This is a genomic window from Maribacter huludaoensis, from assembly GCF_029350945.1.
Lineage (GTDB): Bacteria > Bacteroidota > Bacteroidia > Flavobacteriales > Flavobacteriaceae > Maribacter > Maribacter huludaoensis.
This window is the reverse complement of record NZ_JARKMS010000002.1, coordinates 807,621-825,630: the sequence shown is the minus strand read 5'-3', so window position 1 is coordinate 825,630 and position 18,010 is coordinate 807,621. Positions and strand designations below refer to the sequence as shown.

The following is an 18,010-nucleotide window of genomic DNA, read 5'->3' as shown; positions in this document are numbered from 1 at the left end:
TCCTTCTATTTCTTTATTTTTTTAGTCTACAGTTTTCATATTATGTTCAAAAACAGCCTTCATTAATAACATACCACTATCTAAAACACCATACAAACTTACATAATCAAACAAATTTATAGACAAAGGATTATCAATTATAACACATAGCATTGAAACACTTACACATTAGCAGTCAAATGCATTATTTTAACAGATTTCATTTGTCAGAACACGACTACAATGATATCTTTCAAAAACAATCAAACAAAAGTACGAACCACTAAAACCTTAACACATGATATCTATTATAAAACTGCTTGTTGTCTTAATATTGAGTATAATCGTAACCTTAATCTATCATTAGACTTTTTTGTCCAAATACATATGCGAACTTAACGACTTGATCACGCGTTAAGTTATTTGTGTATTTTTATAAAAAAGTAAAATTGAAAAAGAAGTTCTACAAATTAATAGCGAAGCTGAACAAAGCTATCTTACCTTCTTTCAGTAAACAGCAGTTAGATTTATCTAAAGCTAGCAAACTACAATTAGCTCTTATTGGCTGGCGCTATTTTATCACCAAAAAAGCATTAGATTAATATTTGACCAAAGATTTTATTGCGTACTCATTTATTTTAGAGCTGCCTTTTAAAAAGGTAAGTTCTATTAAAAAATTACATTGTACAATTTCCCCGCCTAGCCTTTCTATTAAATTACAAGTAGCTTTAGCGGTACCACCGGTTGCCAGCACATCATCATGCACCAATACCTTGTCACCTTTTTGTATACTGTCCGTATGAATTTCTAAAGTATTTGTACCATATTCTAAATTATAAGTCTCACTTAAAGTAGCAGATGGCAACTTACCTGGTTTGCGCACAGGTACAAATCCTGCACCAAGCTTTTGAGCCAACAAAGGACCAAAAACAAATCCCCTGCTTTCCATTGCAACGACTTTGTTAATATTTTGGCCATCAAGCAAATCATATAAAGCATTTGCAGTTTCATTAAGTGCCTTAGGGTTTTGAAGTAATAAGGTTATGTCCTTAAAAATGATTCCTTCTTTAGGAAAATCTGGCACATCTCTAATAAAGCTTTTAAAATCCATTTAATATTATGTTCTTTATTTTGTGGTAAATGTAAAAAGAAATATATTTGCACCCCGTTAAGGGAAAAATTAAAAAGGCCTCGTGGCGCAACTGAATAGCGCACTTGATTACGGCTCAAGAGGTTACAGGTTTGAATCCTGTCGAGGTCACTGAAAATAAAAACCCTGCAAATTAAAATTTGCAGGGTTTTTTGCTTTCAATTAAAGTGTCACCTTCTAAATAAATTTGGTCATTTTACAAACATTTTCTTTTTATACTCCAGAAAATGATAAAAATGGCAATTCAAGTTAAAGTACATTAGCTGTAATTAAAACAATAAAGACTTCATATTAAAAAGTATACTCCAAAACAATACAGAACTCAATACCATATTACAAAACCTAAAATATCAAATCCATCAAAACATCATAAATACCATATGGTGATCTAAATTTTAAATAAACTATCTATTAATTGGCAGATAATAAAATTTTATAACTTGCCTAACATTTAGCTTAGATGACATGGAATACTTAAAGAAATGGAATAATAAATACCTCAAATTTAAACTAAGACACTCTCCACAGCAGAACTTATTTTATGGTTTTTTGACTTATATAGTTGCAGGCTTTCTTTTACTATCCTTACCTATTTTTCAGAAAACCTCAACATCATTTCTAGATAATCTATTTATAGCAACATCAGCAGTATCCACTACAGGTTTGGTCACTATCAGTATTTTTGACAGCTACAATTTTGGAGGTCAATTTATAATTATGTTGTTATTTCAATTAGGTGGTATTGGCTATCTCACCTTTACTACATTCATGCTACTATCAACTACTAAAAGAATAACTAGATGGCATAAGGCCATTTTAAACTCTGAATTTACCTTACCCACTTCTATTAAAATAAAAGACTTTTTAAAATCGGTAATTATTTATACTTCTATTATGGAGCTAATAGGAACCATTTTATTTTTTATAGCCTTTAGAATAGATGGAATGGAAACTCCCCAAGCTCTTTGGAATGCCATATTTCATAGCATAAGTGCATTTTGCACTGCAGGTTTTAGTCTTTTTAATTCAGGTTTCACAGAGTACATGGGCAATGGCTTCATAAACTTTATAATTTCTTTCTTGGCCATTGGTGGCTCACTCGGGTTTATTGTGGTGACCGATTTTGTTCTTTTAATCAAAAACAAAACACATAAGCTTAGCTTTACAACCAAAATAATTCTAATAGGCTTATCAATTCTATTAAGTATTGCTTTCCTATTCTTTTATTTTTACGAGTCTACGATTACTACTTTAAACGGATCAACCAGAATATATGCAGCCTTTTTTCAAGCAATGTCCGCTATGACCACGGTTGGCTTCAATACTTTGGATTTTGGAAATTTTTCCACTCCTATATTAATAGCTACCGTTTTTTTGATGTACATAGGCGCATCACCCTCAGGAACCGCCGGTGGATTAAAAATAACTACACTTACTGCCGTATTTGCCATAATTAAAAGTCGATTAAGGGGTAGTCATCAGATTACTTTTTGGGGTAGAACAATCCCATTTGAACGTCTATATATTGCAACCTCCTCTTTTATTTTTTATACCTCGCTAATTTTTTTAGGATTATTTATTCTCACCTTCTCAGAGGAATTTAGTTTAGATAAAATACTATTTGAAGTTGCTTCTGCCCTAGGAACCGTAGGTATCAGTATGGGAATAACAGGAGACTTGAGCTCCGTTGGTAAAATCACTATTATTCTATTGATGTTTATAGGCAGATTGGGCGTTCTTACCTTTGGACTTGCAATTTGGTCTAGGTCCGTAGCCAACAACGAAAATAAAACCTTAGAAGATGACATTGCCGTTTAAGTGAATGAGCAATTGATTTAAATGTCATTCATGGTTTAATTAAAAAAGGTTTATCCTTTTGGGTAGATATGCCTAACATATACTCCTCGCATCAGCCTCTGACTTTGGTCTTAGTAGTAACCATGACTTTACTATGTAAGTAATATGGCTTTGAACATCTTTTTTTTACAGATGATCATATAAAAATAGATTATATAGTTTTAAAAAATCTTTAAACATTTGTCTCAGTACAGTACAGGATGCCTTTTCTCTAAAACTCGGTTATACTTGTGAAAAGACCGATGGCTTTTTCCGTTTCTTCTTAATGGAGTCAAATTTAATAGCATGAAAAGAAAAAAATTCATTCAACTATCTGCCATGGGCGGTGTAGGTTTAACATTACCATTTACAACCTTTTTAAATTCATGCAAAGAGAATTCGTCCCCGCAACCACATTCAACAGAATTTAGAACACTTACATTCAATTTACTGAGAGATTGGTGCAATGGCCTTATACAAACGCAGGTCATGAATCCTAGTGATCCCAAAACACATGGTATGTTTATATGCCCTGCTTGTAATAAAGTACATGGTAGAATGATGGATGCCGTTTACCCTCTACTTGCAATGGCAAAATATACAGGTGATAAAAAATATCTAGAATCAGGTATTGCAGTAATGGAGTGGGCAAAAAATGTTACATTACCTAGTGGAGCGTGGTCTAATGATCTAAATCCAAAATCATGGAACGGAATCACGGTTTTTGGAGCCATATCGCTTGCAGAAGCATTACATTATCACGGTGATCTTCTTGATAGCGACCGACGTCAACAATGGACAGATAGATTAGCAAAAGCCGCAGATTTTGTATACAAAAAGTTTCCTTCAATGGATGTCACCAATGTTAACTACGGGGCAACCACCATATATGCATTGAACCTTATTGGTAAGATGCTCAATAAACAGGAATACATTACCCGCAGCAAAGAACTTGCGCATGCAATAAAACCATATTTTACCAATCCTAATCACTTTCTTTACGGAGAAATTAAACCAAGTGCTCACAAACTAAGTGCTAAAAAATTACCTGGTATTGATTTAGGGTATAATGTAGAGGAGTCCTTAAATAATATTGTTCTATATGCCGTACATGAAAATGATAAAGAGTTACTTGAACTACTGGATAAATCGTTAAGCACACATTTAGAATTTATGCTACCTGACGGTGGTTGGGACAATGGATGGGGCACCCGTATGTTTAAATGGACGTATTGGGGAAGCAGAACTTGTGATGGTAGCCAACCTGCTTTGGTCTTAATGGCAGATAGAAATCCGGCATTGGGTACGGCAGCGGTAAAATACACAAAACTATTAAAAAGGTGTACCAATAACGGATTGCTACATGGCGGGTTGCACTATGTTTCACATGGCATAAAACCTTGTATACATCATACTTTTGCCCATAGTAAGCCATTGGCACATCTATTGGATAACTGGGATAACCTACCAAAAATAAGTACCTCTACCCCGTTACCTAGAAGTATCGCCAACGGCATAAAACACTATAAAGAAATTGATACTACCCTATTTGCCCGTGGAGATTGGAGGGGAACCATTACTGCATATGATGCAATTTATAAAGACGGTCATTACCGCCAAGCCACAGGTGGGGCAATGTCCCTATTATACCATAATAAAGTTGGTCTTTTATTAGCTGCAAGTATGGCAGAATACAAATTGGTAGAATCATTAAATCAACAACCCAACCCAGGAGAAGATTTTCCATTTACACCTAGAGTAGAAACAAGGCTCAATGGCAAATGGTATTCTAATATATTTGACCGTACAGCAATTATTACTTCCAAAGATACCAACGGAAAAATAAGCGTAGATGCTCAATGCACCTTAAAGGACCATAATAATGATGTTGTTCAAGAAACAGCCTCTGATTTTAATTTAAGCTATCACGTTTCAGAAAACAACGTACGGGTTATCGCAAAAACAGATAAAAAAATTACCAATAAGACAACATTTGTTTTACCTATAATTTCTCCATCTAATGAAGTGATTACACAAGTTAGCTCTAATGAAATCATAGTGAATAAACCAGAAGGCGTGGTAAGTATAACTTCCAGCGCAGCACTTGTAATAAAAGAAACTCCTAAAAATCGTATTTTCAATATGGTTCCTGGAGCAGAAGCAATTCCTATCATGGCGGTATTCAAGGTTAATACTAATGAATTGGAAATAACAATTCAAGTATCTTAATCTATATAATTTTAAATAAAATGCATTATAACTTGATATCTAAACATATTGTTCAAGCATTCATTTGTGTGGTGGTAATCTGCCATACGGCATGTAATGAAAAGCATAACTTAACGGCCGCACAGAACTTAATAATTTCTGAAGGTTTTAAAAACCCTTTAGGTTTTTATGATAACGAACCTACTTTTTCTTGGAAACTACCAGTTGATGAGGCTATTACTGCACAATCTGCCTATAGAATTGTAGTTGCCAGTAGACCAGACTTATTACCGGACCAAGCAGATTTGTGGGATTCAAAAAAACAACTAACGGACCAATCTAATTGGGTAAAATACCAAGGAGCCCCACTAAATTCACGTCAAAAAGCATATTGGCAAATAAAATACTGGAATCAAGCGGACCAAGATTCTGACTGGAGTGAAATTCAAAATCTTGAATTAGGATTACTTAACAATAGTGATTGGCAAGCAAAGTGGATAGGACTAAACACTGCAAAAGATAGCATACGTGGTCGTGACAACGTACTTATTCATAAACCGCAATATCTGAGAAAACAATTTAAGCTGACAAATACAATTTCATCCGCTAGGTTGTATATCACCGCCAAGGGGGTTTTTGATGTTTCTGTAAATGGTAAAAATGTAAGTACTGATGTAATGTCTCCAGGGTTTACTACATATGATAAAAGAATTGAAACATTAACCTATGATGTTACCAACTTAATAAAAACTGATCAAAATACTATTGGCGTGGAGCTGGCATCCGGTTGGTATTCCGGTAGGTTACTGTGGGGAAAAACACCATGGGACAATTCTATTTCACCTAAAATTCTATGTCAATTAGAAATCAATATGGAAGATGGTTCTAAAAAAATCATTATTTCAGATGATAGTTGGAAAGGAACAACCAACGGACCAATTCAATTTTCTGAAATATATGATGGTGAAATTTACAATGCCAATTTGGAAATGCCCAATTGGACTACCAATGAATTTGCTGATGATAAATGGCACAGTGTAGAAACCATGAACCTTGACCACCACATTGCTTTAGAACCAAAAAGACACACAACGGTAAAAGCAAAAATAGCGCTGAACCCAAAAGAAATGACAAAAAGAGATGATACCGTAATTTTTGATTTAAAGCAGAATATGGTTGGCGTACCGCATGTAAATGTGCCTATGAAAAAGGGTGATACACTAAAAATTAGGTTTGCTGAAATGTTATCACCAGAGGGCAATTTTTATACAAAAAATTATCGTTCGGCAAAATCAACAGATTATTACATTGCTGCCAAAGATGGTGAAATTGAGTATATGCCCAAATTTACTTTTCATGGTTTCAGATATATTGAATTAAGTGGATTTGATACATCTAAACAACCTAACAAAGATTGGGTAAAAGGTATTGTACAATATTCAGATTTTGACGACAATGGTACGTTTACATCATCTAGTGACAAATTAAACCAACTACAAAATAATATTGTCTGGGGGTTAAGAGGTAATTTCTTTGATATTCCTACAGATTGTCCTCAACGTGATGAACGTTTAGGGTGGACAGGTGATGCCCAAGTTTTTGGACCAACATCTATGTTCAATGCCGATGTCTATAAATTTTGGGCAAGCTGGTTACAAAGTGTTCAAGAAGCTCAGTTTGAAAATGGAGGTATCCCTTGGACAGTGCCAGATGCACGTGGCAACAAAATTGGTAGTTCCGGTTGGGGTGATGTTTGTACCATTATTCCTTGGAAAATTTATATGCGTACAGGTGACAAGAGCATATTGGAAGATAATTTTGAAATGATGGAAGAATGGTTAAAATATCATAAACTGAAATCAAAAGACAATATTTCCAATATGATGTCTTTTTCAGACTGGCTACAGCCCTATCCAGAAAACGGTGACAATAGAGGAGACACTTCACTTAATCTTATTGGCACTGCTTTTTATGCCCATTCGGCAAAACTTGCTTCTAAAAGTGCTGCCGTATTAGGGAGAATAGAAGAACAAAAAAAATATGAAGAGATATATAAAACAGTAGCCAAATCATTTGAAAACACTTTTTTTGACGAAAGCGGCAAAGTTAAGGGAGTATCATCTACACAAACATCTTATTTGTTGGCCTTGGCTTTTGATTTGCTATCCGAAGACAAAATAGTAAATGCCAAAAAGTATTTAATGGAAGAAATCTCTAAAGCTGATGATCATTTACGCACAGGATTTCTAGGAACCCCACTATTATCAAAAGTTTTAGATGAAACCGGCGAGATAGATATGATGTACAAATTACTTTTTAACGAAACGTACCCGTCATGGTTCTACTCTATTAATCAAGGTGCTACAACTATTTGGGAACGTTGGAACAGTTATAGCAAAGAAGAAGGATTCAATCCACAGAACATGAACAGTTTAAATCATTACGCCTATGGTGCTATCGGTGAGTGGATGTATGAAAGAATTGCAGGTATATCACCCTTAAAGGCTGGTTACAAAGTCATAAAAATTGCCCCTTTACCCAACTCAGATTACTTAACCAATGCCTCGGCAACTTTGCAAACTCCATTTGGCACGGTATCAAATTCTTGGGAAATTTCCAATAATCAACTTAAAATGGAAACTCAAATACCGCCAAACACAACGGCAAATATTACGGTACCAAAATCCGGAAATAATGATATTTTGATCAATAATCAACCACTAAAAGAAATTAAAAAAATTAAGTTATTGAGCACCACTGATAATTATGTTGAAATTGAAGTTCAACCGGGCACTTATAAATTTACGGCACCTTACAAACTAGATAAATGAAAATTTATAACTATGTTTTTTTGATATTGGGTACAATGCTACTACCTTCTTGTCACGAGAAAAAAAATCGTACAGATACTTTAGAAGAAAAGCAGCCAAATATTCTTTTTATAGCCGTAGACGATCTAAATACGATGATAGGTAGTTTTGACGGCCCTGCAAAAACACCAAATATAGATAGGCTTGCAGCCATGGGAGTTTCCTTCACAGATGCGCATTGTCAAGCACCATTATGCGGCCCATCAAGAGCATCATTAATGACAGGATTAAGACCTTCTACCACAGGAATTTACGGGATGACTCCGGATAATGAAATTCGACGAGAAGGAAATCCTACCACAAAAGATATTACATTTCTACAAGAGTACTTTGAAAACCACGGGTACCACACCATGGGGATTGGTAAGTTATTTCACATACATGCTCCAGACAGTACTTTTAATGAATCTGGAGGTCGTGTAAAAGGCTTTGGGCCCTATCCAGAAAAAAGATTTGTTTGGGATGGATTTGGTGCGGCAGACAGAAAAAAATATGGTAGAACTAGCACAGATTGGGGCGCCTTTCCTGAGAATGACACACTAATGCCAGACCACAAATCCGTTGATTGGGTTATTGATCGGTTACATAAGAAATATGAGAAACCATTTTTTATGGGTCTAGGGTTTTTAAGGGTACATGTACCCTTATACGTACCACAAAAATGGTTTGATCTATATCCTTTAGACGATATTAAAACACCTCCATACAAGGCAAACGATCTAGATGACATACCACCTGTAGGGCTTCAAATAAACGATTTACCTATGATGCCTACTACAAATTGGGCAAAAGAAAACGGAGAGTGGAAGAAAATAGTACAGGCATATTTAGCGTGTATCAGTTATGTTGATTATGAATTAGGTCGTGTTCTAGAAGCCTTAGAGCATAGTGAATACGGTGATAACACAATTATTGTATTATGGTCTGATCACGGGTACCGCTTAGGAGAAAAAGGAACTTTTGCAAAACACGCATTATGGGAAACTGCTACTAAAGCGCCATTAATATTTTCGGCACCAAATTTACCTAAAGGAAAGAAAATTGATGCTCCAGTTGAAATGTTGTCCATTTACCCTACACTTTTAGAATTAAGTGGACTACCTAAATATTCAAAAAACGAAGGGATTAGTTTAGTGAATATGATGAAAAATAATGAAGGGTTAGACGATGCACACGCCATTACTACTTTTGGGATGAACAACCATACCATTAAAACAAACGGATATAGATATATTAGATATGAAGATGGCACCGAAGAGTTTTATGACCATAGTACAGACCCTAATGAATGGACAAACCAAGCAAAAAATTTAAAGTACAAATCTCAAATTGAAAGAATGAAAGATAAATTACCTCAACGGAATTCAAATTGGGATAAAAAATCTTCTTATACTTTTCAACCTTATTACGTAGAACAAAAAGAACGTACTAGTAACTCTAAATCCTAAAGATGCCAAAATAGTTACTGCAGATTGAAAATAGTTAATTAAAAGTTGTTTACACCCCCCTTATAATTATTAAGAGGGGTATTTTTTTATAGTGGCCACATTTTGATTACGGTTAAAAATTTCAACTGAAATGATAAATATCTACGCGGTTTTAAAGCAATATGCAATAACCTACCAATACAAATTTTGAAATTAAAAGCTTAATAAATAATCAAATTAAAAATAAAATTGACATTTTTTAAGAATTTAATTTTTTATTCACATATCCAATAAACATTCTACATATAGCCCTTTTCAAGTTAAAAATTATTGACCACTACAGTACAGTACAGGATGAATAAAAAAAACGTTAACGATAGCTTAACATAATCAAAATGAAATTTTCAACTTTATGAAACAACTTTATGAAAACTAAACTAACATCATTTAAAACTAAAACTAAGGCATTTACTATTCTATTTGCCTTGTTCGCATTTACGTCTTGGTCTCAGCAGACCGTGAGCGGTAATGTATCGGATGAAGAAGGACCACTGCCCGGTGCTTCGGTCATCGTAAAAGGGACAACTAGGGGAACCACTACTGATTTTGATGGTAACTTTACAATAGAAGCAAACGCTTCAGATGCACTGCAGGTTTCCTACATTGGTTATGAGCCTCAAAGTATTACTGTTGGTAGCCAAACTCAATTGAACATTATTCTTAAAGCAGGAAATAAGCTTGACGAAGTAGTCGTAATTGGTTACGGTACTCAACGTAAATCGGATTTAACGGGTTCGGTAGCATCGGTCAGTTCGGAAGACCTAACTCAGGTACCTTCTTCAAGAGTCGATCAAGTACTACAAGGTAGAGCTGCAGGTGTACAGGTAACCCAAGTTAGTGGTGCGCCAGGTGCAGGTACGGCCATTAGAGTAAGAGGTGGTAATTCAATTACAGGTAGCAACGAACCTTTATGGGTTATTGATGGTATTGTAGTTGGTACCAATTTTAATTTAAACAACATTAACGCTAGCGACATTAAATCCATAGAAATCCTTAAGGATGCTTCTTCTATAGCCATTTATGGGTCAAGGGGTGCAAACGGTGTTGTATTGGTTACTACTAAAAATGGAGTTGGTATAGGCAGCGGTAAACCAGAGGTAAGCGTTAACATATATACAAGTATGCAAATGCTACCTGAATTGCCAGATTTGTTAACACAAGAAGAGCAAATTGCATTTACAAATGAAAGCGCTGAATTTAGATCGGCCGCAATACCCTTTCCAGATGCCCCTTCTTCATATCCAGATAATGACTGGGTAGATCTACTATTGGGCCCGGCACCGATCTACAATGCAGATATTTCAATTTCAGGTGCATCTGATAATGTAAATTACTATAACTCTATCAATTACTTCAATCAAGAAGGTATTGTAAAAAGCTCTGGCTTGGAAAAATTTATTTTTAGATCAAATTTAGACATCAAACTTAATGATAAATTAAAAGCAGGTCTACGAATCAATTACTCTAGAATTAACCAAGATAATGGCTTAACTAGTTTTGGTTCTGCTGCTTTCGGCATATTACGCACACAACCAATATTCAATGATGATGGCACATATAATGGTTTTAACGATGTAGTTGGATCTCCATTCTCGAACCCACTTGCCAATATTGAACTGAACACTAATGAAACGTTTACCAATAACCTTTTAGGAACTGCATATCTTGAATACAGGCCGGCACCTGATTGGACCATTAGATCAACCTTTAGCCCTGAATTCAATAATACAAAACAAAATAGATTTACTTCTAGCCAATCGCCCGGTAACCTAGCCATAGGCGTAACAGATGGCGGTACTGCAAGTGTAAGAACCGTTGCCAGTACAGGATGGAACAATGAGAATACTATTCAATATCAAAAAGATTTGAATGAAAACAACAGTATAACGGTACTTGCAGGTGCTTCATTTCAAAAAGTTTCTACCGAGATAACCGAAGCAGAAGCGTTCGGGATTACAAGTGATGCCACTGGCTTTAATAATTTAGGCAATTCTGACCCCGCAAGGTCTATAGTAACCAGTGGTTACAACGGTTTCCAAATTGCTTCTTTCTTCGGAAGGATAAATTATGATTACAAAGACAAATATTTATTGACATTGGTAGGACGTACTGATGGTAGTTCTGTTTTTGCGCCAGGTAACAAATATGAATTTTATCCATCTATTGCAGGTGCATGGAAGATCAGTGAAGAGGCTTTTTTACAAGAACAGACTTTTTTCAAAGATCTAAAGTTGAGAGCTAGCTGGGGCCGATCCGGTAACCAGGCAATTGGTCCTTATAGAACATTAGGTGTTTTGACCGAAGCGAATACTACTCTAAATGGTTTTGAAGTTCCTGGATTGACTTTGGGCAGACCATCTAACCCTAATTTAAAATGGGAAACCACAACTTCTTTTGACATTGCTTTAGAGGCATCAATGTTTGAAGGTAGATTATTTACGGAATTTAATTATTACCAAAAAGAAACCAATGATCTTTTGTTAGATGTTACTATTCCAAGACAAACAGGTTTTACAAGTCAATTACAGAATGTAGGGTCACTTGAGAATAAAGGATGGGAACTATTGGTAACTTCTACCAACGTCACAAATGATAATTTTAATTGGAACACCACCTTAACACTTGCGTCCAACAAAAATAAAATCTTGGACCTTGGTGGCCAGGAATTTATTGATGTAGTCGTAGATCCTATTATAGGTTCTGGTAATACACGTTTAATAGTTGGCGAATCGGTCCCGGTATTTACAGGTGTAAATTATTTAGGAACTTGGAAGAGCCAAGAAGAGATTGATGCTTCAGGACTTTCATCACAAGTAGTTGGTGGTGCCAGATTTGAAGATTTGAACGGAGACGGAATTATATCTACTGAAGATAATGTGGTATTAGGCAGTCCATTACCAGATTTAATTTTCGGATTTGAAAATTCATTTTCATACAAAAACCTAGATTTTTCACTTTTCTTTCAAGGTACTACAGGTAATGAAGTTTATAACCTAAGAATGCGAAATCATTATTTCAACAGAGGTGAAACCGTGAAGTTCGGAGATTTAAGAGATAGATGGACACCAAGTAACCCTACATCAGACATTCCTAGAGCTGGTGCAGATTCTGTAACCAACACCCCTAGTAACTCGGAATATGTAGAAGACGGCTCTCACGTTCGTCTAAAAACAGCAAGGGTAGCATATAACTTTCCTGTTGAGAAGATGGGATGGGGAGATAGTGTTAAAAACATGAGCGTTTATTTATCAGGAAGCAATCTTTTACTATTCTCGGATTTCAGATTAATAGATCCTGAGCAAAATAATTTTGGAAGAACAGGTTTAGGAAACATCGCACAAGGATATGCGAACGGTTCATATCCAAATCCAAGAGTAATAACACTTGGTATGAACGTAACTTTTTAAAAAAATAAAATATGAAAACAAAAAATATAATTGCATACGTCTTCATAATTTTCTCATGCTTCTCATGCGAGAAATTTCTTGAAGAAGAGCCTAGGGCTATAGTTGCACCAGAAACATTTTTTGCATCGGAGAACGACGCAAGACAAGCTGTAAATGGCACATATGCCATTTTAAAAAATAACTCTATCTATGGTCAGGTTGGTCTTGATCATTTCTATGACAATGGCGCGGATATCATTGAACCTAACCGTTCAGCAAATTTCGTTGAACCCATAGGCAACTATTCATTGAACGAAGCTCTTGCAGACGTTTCTGTTCAGAAAATGAGTGTCTCGGATACTTGGAAAGATCTTTACCGAGTTATATACAATGCTAATTTTATTATTGATAGAGTAGCTGAAAACGAAGCAATTCTTGATGCGCCCAGAACAGAAATTGTTGCTGAAGTAAGTTTTTTAAGGGCATTATGCTATTGGCATATTACCAATTTGTGGGGTGATGCTCCTTATTATACAGAAGTACTTACTCTAGAAGAAATTAGTGCACTACCTAGAACAGATGAAGAAACTATAATTAACGGTGTACTAGCAGATTTACAGTTCGCACAAGCCAATCTACCAGATTCATATGCTGATGATCAAAGAGGCCGTGCTTCTAAATGGGCCGCCGCAATTATTGAGGCAAAAATTTATATGAAGCAAGAAAACTGGCTAGCAGGTTTAAATAAATGTAATGAAATAATAGACCAATCTCCTCACAGGTTATTACCTACCTATAATGAGGTCTTTGACCCCGCCAATGAATACAATGCCGAAATTATCTGGTCTTTAGATTTTGCCAGAGATATAGAGGGTATTTTTGACCCAGCTTTTCCTGGTGCAGCATTTGCAGGTAATAATAGCTGGAGACCAAGTATGTTCAATCCTAGATTGCGAGACGAACCAAAAAATTCAGATGAAAGAGCTGCTTTGAGAAATGCCCTTTCAGAAAGAGGAGAAGCATTTAATGGTACCGGTTTACAAGTTGCATCAAAAGACTTTGCAGAAAAATTCCCAATGAACGATTTAAGAAGAGAATTGAATATTGTAGATAATTATTTGGGTTTTGAATTAAACTTTCCATACATGGCCAAATTTTGGAATTTAGATTTAGAAAGCTCTCCTCGTTTTAACCACTCGGACAATAGAATGGTATTTCGTTTGGCCGATGTCTATTTAATGGCAGCTGAATGTGAGAATGAAGCTAATGGTCCTGGTAATGCTTATCAATATATTGAACCAATTAGAAGCCGAGCCTATGAAACAGAAGCGGAGTGGAAATTAGAAGGGCTAAGCCAACAAGGCTTTAGAGAAGCAATTTATGATGAGCGCAAGTGGGAATTAGCAGGTGAAGCACATAGAAGATATGACCTTATACGTTGGGGCATTCTATTGGATGTTGTTACAAATTTAGAATATCGTTTTTGGGAACCTAACTTAAATATTAGGCCATGGCATGTTAAACTTCCAATTCCGTTACAAGAATTGGAACAAAACCCTGCCCTTTTAGAATCAGATCCAACAAATAATGGATATAGATAATAGTTATTTCGATTTAAAAAAATTACCTGCATAGGTAATGTATATCAGTTGTTTAAAGTTAGTTGGTAGAGTGGGACAAAAACATGTTTTGTCCCACTCTCTTTTTATGATATGTCATAAAACACAAAGACTTGAACAATCTCAATTCCAACTTTAAAAAAATTATCATGAAAAAAATATTGTCGATCTCTCTTTTAATCTTAGCTAGCACTATAACCTGCTTCGCTCAAATTAGACATGGTCTACGTGATAGTCAAGATAGACATATTATACCTAGAGGTTTCGTAATTAACACCAATGACCACAGAGGCGAAGTTTTCTTTAATTCAGATGATTATGCGCGTATGGTTCGCATGGGAAGCAATACTCAAGTTATAAGATTAGAATTGGGAAAACTAAGTAAGTTCCCAGGAGGTAAATTGGACAATGATTATTTAATTAAACTCGATTCTTTAATTGATCTGGGGCGAAATGCCGGGATTAAAACGATTTTTAAAATGACCGTTTATGGTGTAGATAGTTTTATTTGGGAAGATTTTTGGTTAAATAAAAATAACGAATACAATACCTATATAGCAGCTTGGCAAGTAATATGGGAAAGATATGCCAAAGAATCTTCGGTTTTAGGCTATGACATTGTCAACGAACCTAGAAAGCTTAAAATGGATATCACGTATAATGAACTTACTAGAAAATACTTAGTTCCGTTATATCAAAAAATTATAGATGCCAGCAATTTAATAAACCCGGATAAAAAGATACTGTTACAGTCCATTTTCATGAATAAAGGTGAAGCTATTGATAATAACCAATATGCCGAAATAACGACAAATGTGAATAGAAAAAATATAGTGTTTGCACCTCACATTTATCAAAATAAAATAGAATACATTAAACCGGTAATGGATCGTTTTAATAAGGAATCTATTTTTTTGAACGCACCAATTCTAATTGGTGAATGGGGTTTTCCTACATTTGCAATAACAGACACTTTGGTTTCGGGTAAATTAGGGCAACTAGAATATAGGGAACTGTATATTAAAACCGCAGAAGTCTTTGACAGAATGGGAGTTGGCAGCATAAAAGCTTGGTTTTTAGGTAATCGAAGCATGCAGAATTTTTTACCAGGTGGTCCGTCAACATGGGCAATATTCAGTGACAGAAAAGCTGCAGGAACTGTAGAACGTAAGTATATCACAGATATTATTGCCAGACCTTATCCGCAGACCATTGCCGGTGACATAAAATCATTTTTGTTCAATCATGCCACACGCACTTTATACGTAAAAATAAAACCGGATAGTAAAAAAGGATTTTCAGAAATCTTCATTGGTGCTAACAGACATTATCCAGATGGGTTCTCAATTCTTATAGACAATAATTTTGTCATGTACCACGACCCTATTAAAAATAAAGGCCTAGAGATATATAAATGCCCAAAAAGCATGCAACCAAAAAATTTTATTTGGAATTCCTTCACCCAAAAACTTACTATACTAAAATGGCCTGACAATAAAACTGAACTTCAAATACAAATAGTACCCGGTATTAGAAATTATATTGAAGAGTCAAATTAAAAACATGTAAAATGTACTTTGAATTCAAAGATTGTAATGTGATCTATAATCCTTGAATTGAAGGCTCTTTAAATAAAATCAAATAATCAATTACTTATTGACTACAACTATATCACTTTGTTTAAAACCAATTCTATGAGCTTGTACTTTAAGATTACTATTATCCTGTAATTCAAAAGGACCGGTATAGACTTGCCACTCTACGGGTTCTTTTTTATCACTCTTTATAACCTTATAGCCAATTGAAGCTCCTTCTGTATTACACGCAATAGACACTGATGATTCATTAATATCAACGGTAGGCACTAGGGTAATGGGCTGTACATTTTTTCCATTCCATAATTGCTTTAAAAGCTCACCTTCAGGTAAATTAGGTTGATCTCCAATATTGTTTATCCAGTTATCAAGTTCATTACTTAATTCGCTCAAAATTTCTGCATATTCCGGATTTTCCGCCAAATTATTAATTTCATGGGGATCAACTATACAATCGTACAACTCCTCCATTGGTTTTTTGTTTCCAAACCATAAAGATTGTACAGAATCTAACTCACCGGCATCCCTTAAATTCAACAATTCTTGCATGGTGGGTATATTTTCTCTGTAATCTATAGGTAAGTAATAACCTTGTTCTGGCCTATAATTTCTAATATATTTAAAGCGGTTATTACGCACCGCACGAATTGCATCTGTAAAACCATCAAAGCGATCTGCGGCGGCATAAATGTACTCCCTCTTATTTTTGGCTGAATATTCACCTAAAAAAGCTTGACCTTGCATATAATCATGTGGCTCTGTTTTAATCAACGAAAGTAAGGTCGGTGCAAAATCTACAAAGCTTAGTAACCTATCATCTTTGGTACCTGCGTTAATTTGATTTGGAAATCTAACTATCATGGGGGTTTTCAATCCAGAATCATAAATTAATCGTTTTTGTCTTGGCATTGGCCCACCATGATCCCCATAAAAGAAAATTATGGTATTTTCCAAAAGACCATCATCTTCCAATTGCTTTAAAACAGCACCTACTTGGCTGTCCATTTCAGCGATATTATTATACATTTTCCACATATCCCTCTGCACAACTTCAGTCTTGGGCAAATAAGGAGGAATATTGAATTTTGTATCTTTTTTTAAATGTTTTGGAGTTTCTTCCTCAGACATTCTACCTTCTTTCCATTTGAAGCTTCTATCTCCTAACCGATAATGCCGTTGCTCAATATACCGATGTCCATAAGGTTCAAATAAACCGGACTCATGGGTTTCTGTAAAATTAACGACAGAGAAAAATGGCTGATTATTACTTCTATTGCGCCAATGCGCATAAGGTCCACTTTCATCCCAAGCGGTAACGGGATGTTTAAACTGATAGTCCGTTTTATAATTATTGGTGCAGTAATACCCTTCTTTACGTAAAAGTTCACTGATCATTTTAACCTCTGGCGGTGGTACCGCACCATATGCAGGTAAACCGGTTACCTCTGTGAACGATGTAGTTCTCATATGGTTTGCACCTATACTTGAAGGATACATACCTGTTGTAATTGCAGCCCTACTTGGAGCACAAACACCGGAAGTAGAATACAGATTTGGATAAATTACACCTTCTTTTGCCAACCTGCTTAGGTTTGGTGTAACTATGGTAGAATCACCAAATGATGGTAAATAAGCACTCATATCTTCTGTAACCAACCATAAAATATTTGGACGCTCCGGAAGTTCTATCCCCTTTATTTCAACATGGCTTACTTTTTTTTGCTTCGCATTATTACAACTAACGGTCAACAAAACAAAACATAGGGCAATTACCTTAAAAAAACTAAAAACTGTAGAAGTCATATTTCTTTGATTTAAACACTTGGTAAAAGCTAAAAATAATGTACTCTTATATAAAAACCATACTGGTGTGTAGGCTA

10 protein-coding genes and 1 tRNA gene are annotated in these 18,010 nt (G+C 35.2%); 9 read left to right on the top strand and 2 right to left on the bottom strand.

The annotated features are described in order from the left end of the window. Window positions 1-428 precede the first annotated feature (428 nt). Entirely contained in the window at window positions 429-581 is a 153-nt protein-coding gene (locus tag PXC01_RS08590; protein WP_276471872.1) for an SsrA-binding protein, read from the top strand. On the opposite strand, the gene PXC01_RS08585 is transcribed toward PXC01_RS08590, so the two are convergent. Next, entirely contained in the window at window positions 578-1,090 is a 513-nt protein-coding gene (locus tag PXC01_RS08585) for an adenine phosphoribosyltransferase (protein WP_276471871.1), read from the bottom strand. The genes PXC01_RS08590 and PXC01_RS08585 overlap by 4 nt on opposite strands. A gap of 76 nt (window positions 1,091-1,166) precedes the next feature. On the opposite strand from PXC01_RS08585, the gene PXC01_RS08580 reads away from it, so the two are divergent. From PXC01_RS08580 to PXC01_RS08545, 8 genes are all read left to right on the top strand, one after another. Next, a tRNA-Arg gene (locus tag PXC01_RS08580) sits at window positions 1,167-1,240 on the top strand. A 354-nt stretch (window positions 1,241-1,594) separates the two neighbouring features. Further along, window positions 1,595-2,947, top strand: a complete 1,353-nt coding sequence (locus PXC01_RS08575) for a TrkH family potassium uptake protein (RefSeq protein WP_276471870.1) — start codon at window positions 1,595-1,597, stop codon at window positions 2,945-2,947. Window positions 2,948-3,271: 324 nt separating this feature from the next. Beyond that, the gene (locus tag PXC01_RS08570) at window positions 3,272-5,194 is read left to right on the top strand and encodes an ulvan lysase-like protein (protein ID WP_276471869.1); all 1,923 of its coding nucleotides are present in this window, start codon (window positions 3,272-3,274) and stop codon (window positions 5,192-5,194) included. 20 nt (window positions 5,195-5,214) lie between these two features. Beyond that, window positions 5,215-8,004 (top strand): alpha-L-rhamnosidase, encoded by a 2,790-nt coding sequence (locus PXC01_RS08565; protein WP_276471868.1) that lies wholly within the window; start codon window positions 5,215-5,217, stop codon window positions 8,002-8,004. Continuing rightward, window positions 8,001-9,491, top strand: a complete 1,491-nt coding sequence (locus PXC01_RS08560) for a sulfatase (protein ID WP_276471867.1) — start codon at window positions 8,001-8,003, stop codon at window positions 9,489-9,491. Before PXC01_RS08565 ends, PXC01_RS08560 begins: the two co-directional genes overlap by 4 nt. A gap of 404 nt (window positions 9,492-9,895) precedes the next feature. Then, window positions 9,896-12,937 (top strand): SusC/RagA family TonB-linked outer membrane protein, encoded by a 3,042-nt coding sequence (locus PXC01_RS08555; RefSeq protein ID WP_276471866.1) that lies wholly within the window; start codon window positions 9,896-9,898, stop codon window positions 12,935-12,937. A gap of 11 nt (window positions 12,938-12,948) precedes the next feature. Further along, the gene (locus tag PXC01_RS08550) at window positions 12,949-14,517 is read left to right on the top strand and encodes a RagB/SusD family nutrient uptake outer membrane protein (RefSeq protein ID WP_276471865.1); all 1,569 of its coding nucleotides are present in this window, start codon (window positions 12,949-12,951) and stop codon (window positions 14,515-14,517) included. Window positions 14,518-14,684: 167 nt separating this feature from the next. Beyond that, window positions 14,685-16,094, top strand: coding sequence for a cellulase family glycosylhydrolase (locus PXC01_RS08545; protein ID WP_276471864.1), 1,410 nt, complete (start codon window positions 14,685-14,687; stop codon window positions 16,092-16,094). 90 nt (window positions 16,095-16,184) lie between these two features. Here the strand turns inward: PXC01_RS08545 and PXC01_RS08540 are convergent, their stop codons facing one another. After that, window positions 16,185-17,933: a sulfatase family protein gene (locus PXC01_RS08540; RefSeq protein ID WP_276471863.1), complete on the bottom strand. Its 1,749-nt coding sequence runs from the start codon at window positions 17,931-17,933 to the stop codon at window positions 16,185-16,187. Window positions 17,934-18,010: the final 77 nt, after the last annotated feature.

What these genes read in the sequence shown, in the direction of transcription:
- PXC01_RS08585 (WP_276471871.1), bottom strand. Translation starts at nt 1,090, where the DNA reads ATGGATTTTAAAAGCTTTATTAGAGATGTGCCAGATTTTCCTAAAGAA.
- PXC01_RS08575 (WP_276471870.1), top strand. Translation starts at nt 1,595, where the DNA reads ATGGAATACTTAAAGAAATGGAATAATAAATACCTCAAATTTAAACTA.
- PXC01_RS08570 (WP_276471869.1), top strand. Translation starts at nt 3,272, where the DNA reads ATGAAAAGAAAAAAATTCATTCAACTATCTGCCATGGGCGGTGTAGGT.
- PXC01_RS08565 (WP_276471868.1), top strand. Translation starts at nt 5,215, where the DNA reads ATGCATTATAACTTGATATCTAAACATATTGTTCAAGCATTCATTTGT.
- PXC01_RS08560 (WP_276471867.1), top strand. Translation starts at nt 8,001, where the DNA reads ATGAAAATTTATAACTATGTTTTTTTGATATTGGGTACAATGCTACTA.
- PXC01_RS08555 (WP_276471866.1), top strand. Translation starts at nt 9,896, where the DNA reads ATGAAAACTAAACTAACATCATTTAAAACTAAAACTAAGGCATTTACT.
- PXC01_RS08550 (WP_276471865.1), top strand. Translation starts at nt 12,949, where the DNA reads ATGAAAACAAAAAATATAATTGCATACGTCTTCATAATTTTCTCATGC.
- PXC01_RS08545 (WP_276471864.1), top strand. Translation starts at nt 14,685, where the DNA reads ATGAAAAAAATATTGTCGATCTCTCTTTTAATCTTAGCTAGCACTATA.
- PXC01_RS08540 (WP_276471863.1), bottom strand. Translation starts at nt 17,933, where the DNA reads ATGACTTCTACAGTTTTTAGTTTTTTTAAGGTAATTGCCCTATGTTTT.